Source organism: Streptomyces sp. NPDC031049 (assembly GCF_055571015.1).
Genome location: NZ_JBVIGC010000005.1, coordinates 225,657 through 240,245 on the forward strand (window position 1 = coordinate 225,657; position 14,589 = coordinate 240,245).

Genomic DNA, 14,589 nt, shown 5'->3' on the forward strand with positions numbered 1-14,589 from the left:
AAAGTCGGCGGGGAGGGGAAGTGGAAAAAGGAAGCAACCAACAACCCCCCCCCTCCCCCCCCCCCCCCCCCTTCTTTTTTTTTTTTTTTTTTTTTTTTTTTCCCCCCCCCCCCCCCCCCACCGGGCGGTACGGCGGGACGTCACGTCCCGGCTGCCAGTGCGGCCCCTGGCGGAGGTGGCGCAGGATCACGGCCAGGTCGATCGTGACGATCAACCACAGCACTCCACAGGCGAGGGCCCAGCCGGGGCGCCCGGTGAGCGCGAAGGCCGCCGTGCCGAAGACCGTCCAGAGCAGCCCCCACACGCTCAGCCAGAGACGCGCCCGCAGCGCACTGCGCGCGGTCGCCGGTTCACTGCCCGTACGCATGGCGGTCACCGCTCCCGAGGAAAACGTACCTCGCTGCCGTCCCCGGCGCCCGTTCACTCGGTCGGGTGAACGGGGTGGTGGCGGGAACGGGTGTGCGGACCCGGGCCGTTGGACGGGCATGGAGCTGAGAATGCGAGAGGGACACCGAGGGACGGGACCCGGTGCCATGACCCCGGACGGCTGCGCCGTCGAGCTCTACTCGCGGCTGCCCGTCGGAGCCGAGCCGGACGTCGTCGCCGCCGCCGTACCCGCGGGGAGCCACATCCTGGAGCTGGGCAGCGGTGTGGGCCGTGTGACGCACGCGCTGCTGGAGCGCGGGTTCACGGTCACGGCGGTGGACGAGTCCGCCCAGATGCTGGAGCGTGTCCGCGGTGCGCGGACGATATGCGGCGCCATCGAGGGGCTCGACCTGGGGGAGACCTTCGACGTGGTCATGCTGGCGTCGTTCCTCGTCCACACCGGGGACCCCGAGGTGCGGCGAGGACTGCTGCGCACCTGCGCGCGGCACGTGGCGAAGGACGGCTGCGTCCTGATCCAGCGAGAAGGCGGCGACTACCACACGAACGTGCCCCGGGAGCGGGTCGACCCCAGCGGTTTCACCGTGCGCGTCGCGTCGTCCGAACCGGTCGGCGACGGTGTCCACTCGGTCCACGTGGAGTACGTGTTCCCCGACGCCGTCTGGACGCAGACCTTCCGGTCCCGTCCGCTGACCCACGAGCAGTTCGAGGCAGCGCTCGAGGAGGCGGGCCTGAGAGTGGACCGCTATCTGACCGAGGACCGGATATGGGTCCGGGCGGTGCCGGCGGCATAGCGGCCACCGCGCCCTTGGGTCCCGGGGGTCACTGCCCTCGGCTCCCGGGGAGGTCAGCGGCCTCGGGGGCGGCCCCCGAGCCCGCCGCCCATGCCCATGCCGCCCGGGCCGCCGGCCCCGCCCGCGCCACCCAGGCCACGCAGGCGTTCCAGTTCCCGGCGGTCGCGCTTGGTGGGCCTTCCGGCGCCGCGGTCGCGGACACCGGCGGGGGCCACGGCCTCGCGGGGCGGGGGAGGAGGGGAGTTGTCGATGTAGCACTGGGCGGCCACCGGGGCCCCGACCCGCTTGCGGATCAGCCGCTTCACGACGACCACCCGTTCCCGGCCCTCGTGCCGCAGGCGGACCTCGTCGCCCACACGCAGGGCGTGCGCCGGCTTCACGCGCTCGCCGTTCACCCGGACATGGCCGCCCCGGCAGGCGGTCGCGCCGATGGACCGGGTCTTGACCAGCCGGACCGCCCAGATCCAGCTGTCGACGCGGACCGTCTCGCCGGTCTTCGGCCCGGCCGCCTCGGCGGCGGCGATGGCCGCGGCGATCTTCGGGTCGAGCTCCACGGCGGTCTGTCCGGCGGGCACGCCGCCCGTCTCACCTGCGGACTGCCCGGTCGGTGGCGTCGCGTCGCTGCTGCCCTGGTCATGCTCGGAAGCCATGCCCCTGACCATAGCCTCCCGGTGGGGAGGCGGGGGCACGAGCGCCGGTTCCCCGGTACCGGACGAGAAGTTCCGGCCGGCGAACGCCGGACAGGCGGGAATTCAGGAGAGGGGAGGGTTCGAGCCAAGCCGAGCGTGGCGGAGGGGAGGGCTCGAGCCAGCCAAGCGTGAGAGAAGGGAGGGAAGGGGCGGCGAGGGCGGGACACGGCCCTACGGTGGAGAGATGGACAGCAGTGGACTCGGCGAGCTCGACCAGCGCATCGCGGGCTGCCGCGCCTGTCCGAGGCTGGTCGACTGGCGAGAGGAGGTGGCCCGTACCAAACGGGCGGCGTTCGCCGACTGGACCTACTGGGGCCGGCCGGTGCCGGGCTTCGGCCCGCCGGACGCCCGGCTGCTGATCGTCGGGCTCGCCCCGGCGGCCCACGGCGGGAACCGCACGGGCCGGATGTTCACCGGGGACCGCTCCGGCGACGTCCTGTACCGGGCGCTGTACGAGGTGGGCCTCGCCTCGCAGCCCACCGCCGTCTCCACCGACGACGGCCTGGAACTGTACGGCGTCCGCGTCACCTCGCCGGTGCACTGCGCCCCGCCCGCCAACAAGCCCACCCCGGGCGAGCGGGACACCTGCCGGCCCTGGCTCGTACAGGAGCTGCGCCTGCTGCGGCCGACGCTACGGGCCGTGGTCGTCCTCGGAGCCTTCGGCTGGCAGGCGGCACTGCCCGCGTTCGCCGAGGCGGGGTGGACCGTGCCGAGGCCCCGGCCCGCCTTCGCGCACGGTGCCCGGGTCGCGCTGGAGGGGGCGGAGCCGGGAGACGGACGGGACGGGCTGGACCTCTTCGGCTGCTTCCACGTCAGCCAGCGCAACACCTTCACCGGCCGGCTCACCCCCGAGATGCTGCGCCACGTGCTGCGCACGGCGGCACGGACGGCGGGCCTGCCGGTCACGCCCGCGGAGGACGGGGAAAAGGAGACGACCGGCCCCCGGCACCGCGATTAGGGTGCGCCGATGGCCTTGTATCCGGAGATCGAACCCTACGACCACGGCATGCTCGACGTCGGTGACGGCAACCGCGTCTACTGGGAGACCAGCGGCAATCCGCACGGCAAGCCCGCCGTGGTGCTGCACGGCGGCCCCGGATCGGGTGCCGGCCCGAACTTCCGGCGCTACTTCGACCCGGCCGCCTACCGGATCGTGCTGCTGGACCAGCGCGGCTGCGGACGGTCCACGCCGCACGCGAGCGCCCACGACACCGACATGAGCGTCAACACCACGGCGCACGTGATGGCGGACCTGGAACTGCTGCGCCGCCATCTGGGGATCGAGCGCTGGCTGGTGTGGGGCGCGTCCTGGGGCTCCGTGCTCGGCCTGCGCTACGCCCAGACGCACCCGGCCGTGGTGACGGAACTGGTGCTCACCGCGGTCGCGACCGGTTCCGACCCCGAGGTCACCCTCATGACCAAGGGGCTGGGCAAGCTCTTCCCGGCGGCGTTCGCGGACTTCGTGGCACTGGTTCCCGAGGACGAGCGCGACGGGAACCTGCCCGCCGCCTACAACCGACTGCTCGAATCGCCCGACCCGGCCGTGCGGGAACGGGCGGCGCGGGCCTGGACCGACTGGGAGACGGCAGTCGCCTCCGCCCCGCCCCGCTCGGTGGCCCGCTACGAGGACCCGGTCTTCCGCATGGGCTTCGCCCGCACGGTGACCCACTACTGGGGCAACGGCCACTTCCTGGGCGAGGGCAACGACGAGGGCGTCGTCCTGCGCGACGCCCACCTGCTCGCGGACATCCCCGGCACCCTGGTCCAGGGCGGCCTCGACCCCGGCAACCTGCTCGGCATCGTCTGGCGGCTCCACCACGCCTGGCCGGCCAGCGAACTGTTCCTTGTGGACGAGGCCGGTCACAGCGCCACCGCACCGGGCGTGACCGACCTGCTGACCGCGGCGACGGACAGGTACGCGAGACTTCATTGACCACTCCCACGACCGACGATCCCCCTCGGACGGCAGGAGCCCGCCCCATGCCCTCCCTCACCGACCACGCCTTCCTCGACGCCACCGCCGACCGGCTGGCCGCTCTGCCCGGCGTCCGTGCGGTCACCCTGGGCGGCTCCCGGACCCTGGGCACCCACGGGCCCGGGAGCGACTGGGACCTGGCGGTCTACTACCGAGGCTCCTTCGACCCCGCCGACCTCCGTGCCGTCGGCTGGGAGGGCGAGGTCTCCGGGCTGGGCGAATGGGGCGGCGGTGTCTTCAACGGCGGGGCCTGGCTGACCATCGACGAGCGGCGGGTGGACGTGCACTACCGCGACCTGGACGTCGTCGAGCACGAGGTGGAGGAGGCCGAGGCCGGCCGCTTCCGCGTCGAGCCGCTGATGTTCCACCTCGCGGGCATCCCCACGTACCTGGTCGTCTCCGAACTGGCCGTCAACGAGGTGCTGCGCGGTGAACTGCCCCGCCCCGCCTACCCGGAGGCGCTGCGCCGCACCGCCCCCGGGTTCTGGCACGGCATGGCCGCCGCGACTCTCGCCTACGCCAAGGCGGGCCACGCCCCCAAGGGCGCCGTCGCCCAGGTCGCGGGCGCGATCGCCCTCGCCGCGACACAGACGGCGCACGCCGTGCTCGCGGCGCGCGGCGCGTGGGTCACCAACGAGAAGGGGCTCGTCCTGCGGGCCGGGCTGACCGAGGCGGACGCGCTCGTGGCCGGGCTGTCACCGGCTCCGGAGGCGCTGACCCGGGCGGTCGCCGAGGCCGAGACGCTGTTCGGACGGGCCGTGGAGGCGGCTCGCGGGGAATAGCCGCACGGGCGTCGCGAGCGGTGCCGGCGCCCCGGGCCGGCCTCCCGCTCCCGGCCGGACCTCCGCCGCGGGCCGTCCGGGCCCGGACACCGTCACACCTCCGCAACACGCCCTTTCCCTCCGCTCAAAGAACGCCCCCTACCCTGGACGGGACCCCCTGCCCGGCCACCGTCGCCCGAAGGCTCACCCCTGCCCTCGACATGACGACAGGAGCCCCGCGCCCTTGCCCCGCCGCTCACCCGCTCCCGGACCCCCGCACGAACCCGAGCCCCGCCCCGGTCACGCACCCAGGCCCCGCCCCCGTCACGCACCCGAGCCCGGGCCCCGGCACCAGCCCGCGCCCCGGCCCGAAGACGAGCCCGCGCCCCGGTCCGTGACCGGGCCCGAAGACGAGCCTGTACCCCGGCCCTCGCGCCCCGGGCGTCGGCGGCACCGAGCCGCATCGCCCGGCCCCCGCCGCCACGGGAGGCTCGCCGTCCCGGCGCTTCCCCTCTGGCTCGACCACGCCTTCCGGGCCCAGCGTGGGCCCGTGCCCTGGGACGCCGTCGCGCGCGGTGCGCTGGCCGGCGGGCCGTTGCTGCTCCTCGCCGTGCTCGCCGGGCACCCCTCCGTCGGTGTGGTCGCCGCCATCGCCGCGATGCTGGCCGGGATCAACGACCGGCCGGGAAGCCGACGGGCCGCCGTCCGGCGGATCGGCGTGCCCGCGCTCGCCGGGGCCGCCGGGCTGTTCGTCGGCACGTACGCGGGCGAGCACCTCGGCGCCGTCGCCCTGACCCTCGTACTGACCCTGCTCGGACTGCTCGCCGGGGGCGCCAGCGCCGTCGGGCCCGTGGCGTCCGCGGCCGGGACGCAACTGCTGGTCGCCGGTGCCGTCGGGGCCGGGATGCCGCTGCCCGGCACCGGATGGCAGCGGGCGGCCGCCTTCCTCGCCGGCGCCGGATGGCTGCTCGTGCTGAGGCTGGCGCTGCCCACGCCCGGTGCGCTGACCGGCGACTTCCGGTTCGACGGGGAGCGGGTCGCGGTCGCCGACGTGTACGACGCCGTCGCCGCGCTCCTCGACGCCGCCGGCACCGAGCACGCCGTCGCCCGTCGCGCCGCGCTCACCGCCGCCCTGGACCGTGCGCAGGACGCGCTCGCCGGGCCCCGGCTGCGCCGGTACGCCTCGTCCGCGGCCGAGCGGCGGCTGCACGCGCAGTACGCCGCCGCGCTGCCCCTCGCCGAGGCCGCGACCGCGCTCGCCTGGGCGGGGGAGGCGGTGCCCGCGCGTGCCGGTGAAGGGCCCCGGCGGCTGGCGGCGGCGGTGCGCGGCAACACGCACACCGGGCCGCTGCCCGCGCCCGCCCGCTCCCTGCCCGCCCTGCGCGCCCTCGACGACGCCCTGCTGCACGCCGCCGAGGCCTTCGACCGCGGCCGGAGCGGTGACCTCCACACCCGCAGGCGCTCGCCCGCCGCCCTGGCCCGCACCGTCCTCGGCCCCGGCGGGCGCGAGTACGGGCTGCGGGTCGCCCTGAGCTTCGGGGCCGCCGCCGCCGTCGCGCAGGCACTGCACCACGCCCACTGGTACGGGCAGCACCGGCACTGGTACTGGCTGCCCGCCACCGCCGTCTTCCTGGTCAAGCCGGACCTGGGGCCGCTCGCGTCCCGGGTGCTGTGCCGGGCCGCCGGAACCGTCCTCGGGGCGCTGGCGTTCGCCGCCCTGGCCGCCGTGCTGCCCAGGCCGGCGGGCCTCGTCGCGCTCGTCGCCGTCTGCGGCGCCCTCATCCCGGTCGCCGCCCGGCACTTCGCCGCCCAGACCGCCGTCGTCACCGTCCTCGTGCTGGCCCTGGTCATGGCCGGCGGCGAACCGCAGGCCTCGGCCGCCCGGATCGGCGAGACCCTGCTGGCCTGCGCGATCGTGCTCGTCGCCGGACATCTGCCGTTGCCGGGGCAGCGCGGCGGCGGTGTCCGGGACCGGCTGGTCGCGGCGGGCGACGCCGCCCACGCCTACCTCGCCCATGTGCTCGGCGGGTCCGGCGACCGCGCGACGCGGTGGAGACTGCGCCGGGAGGCCTACCGCGCGCTGGCCGAGGCCCGCGCGGCGATCGCGCTCGCCGCCGCCGAACTGCCCGCCCTCGCCCGTCACTCCGCGGGCGCCGACGACCTCGCCGCCACCCTCGAACTGCTCGTCGACACCACGACCGCCTGCGCCGTGCACCTCGACGACACCGGCCGGCTCACACCCCGCCACGTCCGCCGGCTCGCCGAACTGCGCGACGACCTCGCCCGGCACCGGCAGCGGGTGCCGCTGCGCCTGCCCGGCCTGCCGCTCGCCGGATAGCGCACCCGCCGTGCCGGTCCGGTCACCGACGCCCCGCCCGTGCAGCCCCGTCGGCCGGGCGGGGCGTCCCCGATACCGGCCCCGGCGCGCCGTCCGGCGCCGTACGTTGTCCTCATGACGCACCCCGCGGATCTCGTCATCACCGGCTGTACCGTTCTCGTCCACGACGCGCAGGAGGAGGCCGGCTTCGAGGAGGACGCGGGCATCGTCGTCCGCGACGGCGTCATCGAGGCCGTGACGACCGGCGAAGCCGCCCGCGGCACCCCCGCCGCCGAACGCATCGACGCCCGCGGCCAGGTCGCCCTGCCCGGGCTGATCAACTGCCACACGCACGCCCCGATGGTCGCCCTGCGCGGCCTGGCCGAGGACCTGCCGACCGAGGAGTGGTTCAACGACGTCGTCTGGCCCGTCGAGACCAATCTGACGGCCGGGGACGTCGAGCTGGGCGCGCGGCTCGCCTGCGCGGAGATGATCCGGGCCGGCGTGACCTGCTTCGCGGACCACTACTTCGCGATGGACGCCGTCGCCGACGTCGTCGCCGAGTGCGGCATGCGCGCGCTGCTGGGCGAGGCGTACTTCTCCTCTCAGGGACCCGAGGGCCGGGAGCGGTCCCTGGAGTTCGCGCTGCGGCACCGGGGCGCCGCCGACGGCCGGATCACCACCGCCCTCGCCCCGCACGCCCCCTACACGGTGACGGAGGCCGACCTCACCGCCACCGCCGCCCTCGCCCGCGAACACGGCCTGCCCGTCCACCTCCACGCCGCCGAGAACCGCGACCAGACCGAGGCCAGCCTCGCCCGGCACGGTGCCACCCCCGTACAGATCCTCGAACGCACCGGCATCCTCGGCACCGACGTGCTCATCGCGCACGGCACCGGCATCGTCGAGACCGATCTGCCCGTCCTCGCGCGCGCGGAAGGACGTACGGCGGTGGCGAGCGCGCCGCGCGGCTACCTCAAGTTCGCCTGGCCGACCACCACACCCGTGCGGGCCCTGCGCGACATCGGCGTCGCCGTCGGGCTCGCCACGGACGGCGCGGCCTCCAACAACTCCCTCGACGTGTGGGAGTCCATGGCGCTCACCTCCCTGATCCAGAAGTCGACCGAACGTGACCCGAGATGGCTCACCTCCCGTCAGGCCCTCCACCACGCCACGCTGCAGAGCGCCCGCGCGGTCGGCCTGGGCGACAGCGTCGGCAGCATCGCGCCGGGGCGGCGGGCCGACCTGGTCCTGGTGGACCTCACCGGCCCGCACACCCAGCCGGTCCACGACCTCGCCGCCACCCTCGTGCACAGCGCCCGTTCGTCCGACGTGCGGACGACGATCGTCGACGGCCGGGTGCTCATGCGGGACCGGGAACTGCTCACGCTCGACGTCCCCGCGGTCGTCCGGGAACTGGGGGAGCGGCTGCCCGCCCTCACCGACCGCGGTCACGGCCGGCGCATCCAGCGGTACGGTCCCTGAGCCGAGAGAAAAATTCTCGCCGCGCCGCGATGAGTTCCGCCGACGCCGACGGTCACCACCTCCGGACGGACCGTTGCACAGGAGGAGCCCCATGTCGCTTCCCGAGATCGTCTCGCGCGACGCATGGCGCGCGGCGCGCGAAGCCCTGCTGGCCAAGGAGAAGGCGGCCACCCGCGCGCGCGACGCGCTCAACGCCGAGCGGCGCAGACTGCCCATGGTCGGAATCGACAAGGAGTACGTCTTCGAGGGCGGCGACGGGAAGGCCTCCCTGCTCGACCTCTTCGAGGGGCGGCGGCAACTCGTCGTCTACCACTTCATGTTCGCCCCCGAATGGGACGCCGGCTGCCGCAGCTGCTCGGCCTTCCTGGACCAGATCGGGCATCTGGCGCATCTGCGGGCGCGCGGCACGTCGTTCGCCGCCGTGTCCCGGGCGCCGTACACCAAGATCCTTCCGTTCAAGGCGCGGATGGGCTGGACGCTGCCCTGGTACTCGTCGTACGTCAGCGACTTCAACACGGACTTCGAGGTGACCCTCGAACACGAGGGGGAGCTGCTGGAGCGGCCGGGCCTGAGCTGCTTCCTGCGGGACGGGGACCGGGTCTTCCACACCTACTCGACGTACGAACGCGGTCTCGACGGCCTCGGCTCGACCACCAGCCTGCTGGACCTGACCGCGCTCGGCCGGCAGGAGGCCTGGGAGCAACCCGAGGGGCGCGCGTCGGCTCTCGGGGCGCCTGCGGGCAGCGAGCACATCCGCTACCACGACGAGTACGAGGAATGATGCGCAACGTAACGAAAACGGCCGAACAGCTGAGATGTTCATCACTCTTTGCGGTGAACGAGTGTCAACTACGTCTCAGTACCGTCACTTCGCGAGGCGTTCACCTCATGGTTGGCGTTTAACTCTACGAGTACAGCGCTACATGGAGGTGCAGGGTGAACGGGCGAACGGTGCTCGAACGCTTTCCCGCCGGTGGGCCGCGTGGCTCCTGGCCGGCGGAGGAGTTCGCTCATGCGCGGCGTGCCGAAGGCCTGCCCGCCGAGGTCGTCATGGATCTGTCCACCGACATGTTCCTGGTGATCGTCCGGAGCGTCGACGCGGCCGGTGACGCCGCGGCCTGATCCCTTGTGCCGGCCGCCGGGCCCGAGCAGTCCTCAGCCCGCCTCGCGGGTGGGCACCGGCGCCTTCGTGAGCTGGTCCGCCTGGAGGGAGTACAGCTCCGCGTAGACACCGCCGGAAGCGAGCAGCTCGTCGGGTGTCCCGGACTCCACCAGCCGGCCCTGGTCCAGGACGTGCACCAGGTCCGCGTGGCGCACCGACGCCAGCCGGTGGGTGATCATCACGACCGTCTGACCGCGCCCGCCAGGGCGCGGACCCTCTCGAAGATCTCCAGCTCGGCCCGTGCGGCCAGGGCCGCCGTCGGTTCGTCCACGACCAGGATGCGGCCCCGCCGGTAGGCGGCACGGGCGATCCCGAGCCGCTGCCACTGCCCGCCGCACAACTGGTGGCCGCCGCTGAAATGACGGGCCAGCAGCGTGTCCAGTCCGCGCGGCAGATCCGCGATCACGTCCCCGGCACCGGCCTCGGTGACCGCGTCCGTCACGTGCGCGTCGTTCACGGGGGCCGAGCTGCGGCCCAAGGCGACGTTGACGCGTGCGGTGAACGGCCACCGCCTGAAGTCCTGCGCCACCATCGCGACGCGCTCGGCGAGCGCCTGGCGGTCCGCCGCCGGGGCGTCCACCTGTGTTAGGCGCTGAGCGGGCGCGACCAGGTCGGCGTCGTGCCCGTCACCCGGCACAGGGCCAGGTACAGGGGGATCGGCGGCGTGTAGGGAACCGTGCCCTCCGGGCGGTGGATCAGGCCGGGCACGCGCTGCGGGCCGGAGGATTCGGGCAGGAGCGCGCCGGTGGCGTACCGCGCGGGCTCGGGCCACTCCATGGCGTAGTCCGAGTCGGACGGCACGATCCACCACCACTGCGTGTCATCGGCGTAGACGCAGCCGACGCGCGGCAGCCGGGGGAGCACCTGCGGGCCGAGGCCGGCGGGCGCCGCCACCGCGTCGCAGCCCAGCGGGGCGCTCATGCCCTCCGGCACGGGGAGCCGACGGGGAGTGTCCGGCGTGTGCAGGCCGCGCTGGAGACGGACCAGTGTGTCCAGGCCGAGTACCTGGCCGCCGGACCAGGCCCTCACAGCCATACGCCCCCCGCCCTGCGGTGGGTCCGGGCAGGTGGCTCCGTGGGTGGGTGGGGCTGGGGCGCGTGCGGCTGGGGTGCGTGGGTTTGCGGCGCGTGCGGCTGCGGCCCGGGGGGCTGGGGCGCGTGTCCCCGCGGTGCCCTCGGCGGGTGGGGCTGCCGGGTGTGCGCCTGTGGTGCCCGTACGGTCGACTCCCGGGCCTGCGACTCCGTCTCGTCCTCGTTCTCCGAGCCGTCGTCGGCCGGGCCCGGCTTGGGGCGGGCGCCCCAGCCCAGGTCGTTGCGGGGTTCGGACGGGTCGCGCGGAATGTCCGCCTTGCGGGGCAGCTCGGCCCAGACCAGCAGCCCGGCGTCCTGCTCGTGCGCGCCCCAGGCATGGCACATCGCGTCGACCAGCAGCAGGCCCCGGCCGTGCTCCTCTTCGGGACGGCTGCGGGCCGCCGCCTGAGGCTGACCCGGCGCGCACCCCTCGTCACGGACGGCTATGCGTACCAGTTCCTCACCGTCGTGCAGCTCGCACACTATGTGCCTGCTCGCGGTGTGGACGATCGCGTTGGTCACCAGCTCGGAGACCACCAGAGCTGCGGTGTCGCAGGTGTCCTCGCACACGGACCAGCCGGTCAGCCGGGCCCGTGTCAGGCGTCTGGCCTGTGCGGGGGAACCCGGATGCGCGGCCAGCTCGAAGCGGAACCGGCGCTCGGCAGCCGTCCCGGAGGGACCGGCTCCCGAGGCGACACCGAGGCTGGAAAGGCCCGCGGCGGTGTCTGTTCCTAAGGGCGCGGACGGAATCACGCTTGCCACTATCTCCCCGGCGTGAACACTTGGCAAGTGTCACTCTGAAAAATGCAGAGTGCAGTGTGACGGCTCGGGCGGTCGTGGCACACTGCTCGCAACAGAACGTCGAGCGGCGCCACTTCAGATCGGCGAAGGTCTGCCCAGGCCTTCGAAAAGGTCTTCGAATGGCGCCGCCGGGCTGTCCGCACGCTGACGCGGCGGCCCTCGGCGTAGGGGCGTCGGGAACACGGCGCCCGGAGCGCGGCGCCCGAAGCGCGGCGTCCGGCGAGCGGCGTCGAGTCAGGGCCGGCGGCACGGTGGAAGCGTGCCGCTCGGGCGTGCCGTCGGGCGCCCCGACCGGGAACCGGGAATCAGGGACTCTGCATGGAGGTGGAGCGGTGAGCGAACCGCGGTCTGCGCCGACCGTCGGCCAGGTCGTCCTCGGTCGGCGCCTGCTGGACCTGCGGGAGCGCGCCGGGCTGAAGCGCGAGGAGGCCGCGAAGGTCCTCCGGGTCGCCCCGGCCACGGTCCGCCGCATGGAGACGGCCGAGGTCTCGCTCAAGATCCCGTACCTCCAGCTGCTGCTGAAGGCGTACGGCGTCTGCGACGAGGAGGCCGACGCCTTCGTCCGGCTGGCCGAGGAGGCCAACAAGCCGGGGTGGTGGCAGCGCTTCCACGACATCCTTCCCGGCTGGTTCTCGATGTACGTCAGCCTGGAGGGCGCGGCCAGCCTCATCCGTTCCTACGAACCCCACTTCGTCCCCGGTCTGCTCCAGACCGAGGACTACGCGCGCGGGGTGCTGCGGTCGGGCGCCATCGCCCAGACCCGGCCCGACGACATCGAACGCCACGTCGCCCTGCGCATGCAGCGGCAGGAACTGCTCACCCGCGAGGACGCGCCCCGGCTGTGGGTCGTCATGGACGAGACCGTGCTGCGCCGCCCCGTCGGCGGCCCGGAGGTGATGCGTGCCCAGATCGACCGACTGCTCGACGCCACGAAGCTGCCCCACGTGACCTTGCAGGTCGTCCCGTTCGAGAACGGGCCGCACCCCGGCACGTACGGGCCCTTCGTGCTGTTCCGATTCGCCATGCCGGAACTGCCGGACATGGTCTACAGCGAGTACCTGACCGGCGCGGTCTACCTGGACGCGCGCGCCGAGGTGGCGACCCACCTCGAGGTCATGGACCGCATGGCGGCGCAGGCCGCTACGGCACATCGCACGAAGGAGATCCTCCGGGATCTCCGCAAGGAGCTGTGAATGGAACGCATGATGTCCCAGCCCGCGCCGCCGTCCCGCGGCGAGCGGATCTACAACGGCATGCCCGCGCGGGAGCTGGGCACCGAGGGCTGGCACAAGCCGTGGAGCGGCGGCAACGGGGGCAACTGCCTGGAGGTCATGAAACTCGCCGACGGGCGCATAGCCCTCAGGCAGTCCACCGACCCCGACGGGCCCGCGCTCATCTACACCTCGGACGAGATGACGGCGTTCATCGAAGGGGCCAAGGCGGGGGAGGCGGACTTCCTGCTGTCCTGAACCCCGCGGGGGCTTGTTGGTTAACTCGTTGCGTTGCGTCACCTGCCTCGGTCCGTCCACCGTCCTGTCCCGACGATGAGTTGATCACCACAGGGGCGGCCGTCAGGCCGTCATCACCCGGGCGGCCGTCAGACCGTCATCGGCCGGTCGTACGGTCCGATCGGCGCCGGCAGGCGTGTCGTCCCGCCCGACAGCTGGCGGTCCACGGCCGCGGCCACCGCCCGCCCCTCCGCGAGCGCCCAGACGATCAGCGACTGCCCGCGGGCCGCGTCCCCGGCGGCGAACACCCCGGGGACGTTGGTGGCGAACCGGCCGTCCCGCGCGATCGTCCCGCGCGGTTCCAGCTCCAGTCCCAGCTGGTCGACCAGCCCGTCCGCGCGGTCGGGGCCCAAGAACCCGAGGGCGAGCAGCACCAGCTCGGCGGGGATGGCCCGCTCGCTGCCCGGCACCGGTCGGCGCGCCGCGTCCACGCCGACCAGATGCAGCCACCGCACATGCCCGTCCGGGTCCCCGGTGAGCCGGAGCGTGGACGCGGCGAACAGCCGGGCGTCCGCGTCGGCCGCCGGCGCGGACCCCAGATCACGCGCCTCCTCGTGAGCCGCCGACAGCCGGTACAGCTTCGGATACGTCGGCCACGGCTCGCTCTCCTCGTCGCGGGCCGTGCCCGGCTGGGCGTAGATGTCCAGCTGGGTCACCGACGCAGCGCCCTCACGCACCGCCGTGCCCAGGCAGTCCGCTCCCGTGTCACCGCCGCCGATGATGACGACGTGCTTGCCCGCCGCCGACAGCGGGGAGGTCTCCAGGTCGCCCTCGCACACCCGGTTGGCCAGCGGCAGGTACTCCATGGCCTGGTGAACGCCCCTCAGCTCCCGCCCGGGAACGGGCAGTTCCCGCCACGCCGTCGCCCCCGTGGCCACCACCACCGCGTCGTACCGGGCGCGCAGCCCGGCGGCGTCGACGTCCCGCCCGACCGCCGTCGACGTCCGGAACCTCGTCCCCTCGGCCCGCATCTGCTCGATGCGCCGCTCCAGATACCGCTTCTCCATCTTGAACTCGGGGATGCCGTACCGCATCAGCCCGCCGATGCGGTCCTCCCGCTCGTACACGGCCACGGTGTGCCCCGCGCGGGTCAGCTGCTGGGCCGCGGCCAGCCCCGTGGGGCCCGACCCGATCACCGCCACGGTCTTGCCCGACAGCCGGTCCGGTGGCCGGGGCGCGGTGAAGCCCTCCTCCCAGGCACGGTCGGCGATGGCGCACTCGACGTTCTTGATGGTGACGGCCGGCTGGTTGATCGCCAGCACGCAGCCCGCCTCGCACGGGGCGGGACACAACCGGCCGGTGAACTCGGGGAAGTTGTTCGTGGCGTGCAGCCGGTCGCTCGCCGCCCGCCAGTCCTCCCGGGAGACCAGGTCGTTCCACTCGGGGATCAGGTTGCCGAGCGGGCAGGCCTGGTGGCAGAACGGGATGCCGCAGTCCATGCAGCGGTCGGCCTGCCTGCTGATGATCGGCAGCAGCGCCCCCGGCACATAGACCTCGTCCCAGTCGCGGACCCGCTCCTCGACCGGCCTGCGCGGCCACTCCTCGCGGGGGGTTCTCATGAAACCCTTGGGATCGGCCATGGCCGTCTTCCTTGCGTGCGCGGGTCGCGGGCCGTGCGTCGCCGGGTGCGTCCCCGGGTGCGT

The 14,589-nt window shown here is 74.0% G+C and carries 13 protein-coding genes and 3 pseudogenes; 10 read left to right on the forward strand and 6 right to left on the reverse strand.

The window, feature by feature from the left end; all coding sequences use genetic code 11:
* Positions 1-121: 121 nt before the first annotated feature.
* A pseudogene (locus ACZ45Q_RS10895) lies at positions 122-367 on the reverse strand (DUF6343 family protein); the annotation flags it as partial.
* A 118-nt stretch (positions 368-485) separates the two neighbouring features.
* On the opposite strand from ACZ45Q_RS10895, the gene ACZ45Q_RS10900 reads away from it, so the two are divergent.
* Complete coding sequence (locus ACZ45Q_RS10900) at positions 486-1,178, forward strand: class I SAM-dependent methyltransferase (RefSeq protein WP_468258062.1); 693 nt, start codon at positions 486-488, stop codon at positions 1,176-1,178.
* 53 nt (positions 1,179-1,231) lie between these two features.
* Here ACZ45Q_RS10900 and ACZ45Q_RS10905 read toward each other — a convergent pair whose 3' ends face one another.
* Positions 1,232-1,828: an RNA-binding S4 domain-containing protein gene (locus ACZ45Q_RS10905; protein WP_468258065.1), complete on the reverse strand. Its 597-nt coding sequence runs from the start codon at positions 1,826-1,828 to the stop codon at positions 1,232-1,234.
* Positions 1,829-2,051: 223 nt separating this feature from the next.
* On the opposite strand from ACZ45Q_RS10905, the gene ACZ45Q_RS10910 reads away from it, so the two are divergent.
* The 7 genes from ACZ45Q_RS10910 (at position 2,052) to ACZ45Q_RS10940 (ending at position 9,527) form a co-directional block, all read left to right on the forward strand.
* Positions 2,052-2,825, forward strand: a complete 774-nt coding sequence (locus ACZ45Q_RS10910) for a uracil-DNA glycosylase (RefSeq protein WP_468258068.1) — start codon at positions 2,052-2,054, stop codon at positions 2,823-2,825.
* A gap of 9 nt (positions 2,826-2,834) precedes the next feature.
* Positions 2,835-3,800 (forward strand): prolyl aminopeptidase, encoded by a 966-nt coding sequence (gene pip, locus ACZ45Q_RS10915; protein WP_468258071.1) that lies wholly within the window; start codon positions 2,835-2,837, stop codon positions 3,798-3,800.
* A gap of 47 nt (positions 3,801-3,847) precedes the next feature.
* Positions 3,848-4,624, forward strand: coding sequence for a nucleotidyltransferase domain-containing protein (locus ACZ45Q_RS10920; RefSeq protein ID WP_468258074.1), 777 nt, complete (start codon positions 3,848-3,850; stop codon positions 4,622-4,624).
* 529 nt (positions 4,625-5,153) lie between these two features.
* The gene (locus ACZ45Q_RS10925; protein ID WP_468258076.1) at positions 5,154-6,941 is read left to right on the forward strand and encodes an FUSC family protein; all 1,788 of its coding nucleotides are present in this window, start codon (positions 5,154-5,156) and stop codon (positions 6,939-6,941) included.
* A 114-nt stretch (positions 6,942-7,055) separates the two neighbouring features.
* Positions 7,056-8,405, forward strand: a complete 1,350-nt coding sequence (locus ACZ45Q_RS10930; RefSeq protein ID WP_468258079.1) for an amidohydrolase — start codon at positions 7,056-7,058, stop codon at positions 8,403-8,405.
* A 91-nt stretch (positions 8,406-8,496) separates the two neighbouring features.
* Complete coding sequence (locus ACZ45Q_RS10935) at positions 8,497-9,186, forward strand: DUF899 domain-containing protein (RefSeq protein ID WP_468258081.1); 690 nt, start codon at positions 8,497-8,499, stop codon at positions 9,184-9,186.
* 155 nt (positions 9,187-9,341) lie between these two features.
* Entirely contained in the window at positions 9,342-9,527 is a 186-nt protein-coding gene (locus tag ACZ45Q_RS10940; RefSeq protein ID WP_468258083.1) for a hypothetical protein, read from the forward strand.
* Positions 9,528-9,560: 33 nt separating this feature from the next.
* Here ACZ45Q_RS10940 and ACZ45Q_RS10945 read toward each other — a convergent pair.
* The 3 genes and pseudogenes from ACZ45Q_RS10945 to ACZ45Q_RS10955 form a co-directional block, all read right to left on the reverse strand.
* Positions 9,561-10,147: pseudogene (locus tag ACZ45Q_RS10945) on the reverse strand (ATP-binding cassette domain-containing protein); the annotation flags it as partial.
* 5 nt (positions 10,148-10,152) lie between these two features.
* Positions 10,153-10,602, reverse strand: a complete 450-nt coding sequence (locus ACZ45Q_RS10950) for a hypothetical protein (protein WP_468258086.1) — start codon at positions 10,600-10,602, stop codon at positions 10,153-10,155.
* A gap of 194 nt (positions 10,603-10,796) precedes the next feature.
* A pseudogene (locus ACZ45Q_RS10955) lies at positions 10,797-11,426 on the reverse strand (ATP-binding protein); the annotation flags it as partial.
* A 344-nt stretch (positions 11,427-11,770) separates the two neighbouring features.
* Here ACZ45Q_RS10955 and ACZ45Q_RS10960 point away from each other — a divergent pair.
* Both ACZ45Q_RS10960 and ACZ45Q_RS10965 read left to right on the forward strand, forming a co-directional pair.
* Positions 11,771-12,631 (forward strand): helix-turn-helix domain-containing protein, encoded by an 861-nt coding sequence (locus tag ACZ45Q_RS10960; protein ID WP_468258089.1) that lies wholly within the window; start codon positions 11,771-11,773, stop codon positions 12,629-12,631.
* Complete coding sequence (locus tag ACZ45Q_RS10965; RefSeq protein ID WP_468258092.1) at positions 12,632-12,907, forward strand: DUF397 domain-containing protein; 276 nt, start codon at positions 12,632-12,634, stop codon at positions 12,905-12,907. It begins immediately after the preceding gene.
* Positions 12,908-13,035: 128 nt separating this feature from the next.
* Here the strand turns inward: ACZ45Q_RS10965 and ACZ45Q_RS10970 are convergent, their stop codons facing one another.
* Entirely contained in the window at positions 13,036-14,526 is a 1,491-nt protein-coding gene (locus ACZ45Q_RS10970) for a glutamate synthase subunit beta (protein WP_468258095.1), read from the reverse strand.
* Positions 14,527-14,589 lie beyond the last annotated feature (63 nt).

Coding starts and splice junctions, on each gene's coding strand:
- ACZ45Q_RS10900 (WP_468258062.1), top strand. CDS start 486: ATGGAGCTGAGAATGCGAGAGGGACACCGAGGGACGGGACCCGGTGCC.
- ACZ45Q_RS10905 (WP_468258065.1), bottom strand. CDS start 1,828: ATGGCTTCCGAGCATGACCAGGGCAGCAGCGACGCGACGCCACCGACC.
- ACZ45Q_RS10910 (WP_468258068.1), top strand. CDS start 2,052: ATGGACAGCAGTGGACTCGGCGAGCTCGACCAGCGCATCGCGGGCTGC.
- pip (WP_468258071.1), top strand. CDS start 2,835: ATGGCCTTGTATCCGGAGATCGAACCCTACGACCACGGCATGCTCGAC.
- ACZ45Q_RS10920 (WP_468258074.1), top strand. CDS start 3,848: ATGCCCTCCCTCACCGACCACGCCTTCCTCGACGCCACCGCCGACCGG.
- ACZ45Q_RS10930 (WP_468258079.1), top strand. CDS start 7,056: ATGACGCACCCCGCGGATCTCGTCATCACCGGCTGTACCGTTCTCGTC.
- ACZ45Q_RS10935 (WP_468258081.1), top strand. CDS start 8,497: ATGTCGCTTCCCGAGATCGTCTCGCGCGACGCATGGCGCGCGGCGCGC.
- ACZ45Q_RS10950 (WP_468258086.1), bottom strand. CDS start 10,602: ATGGCTGTGAGGGCCTGGTCCGGCGGCCAGGTACTCGGCCTGGACACA.
- ACZ45Q_RS10965 (WP_468258092.1), top strand. CDS start 12,632: ATGGAACGCATGATGTCCCAGCCCGCGCCGCCGTCCCGCGGCGAGCGG.
- ACZ45Q_RS10970 (WP_468258095.1), bottom strand. CDS start 14,526: ATGGCCGATCCCAAGGGTTTCATGAGAACCCCCCGCGAGGAGTGGCCG.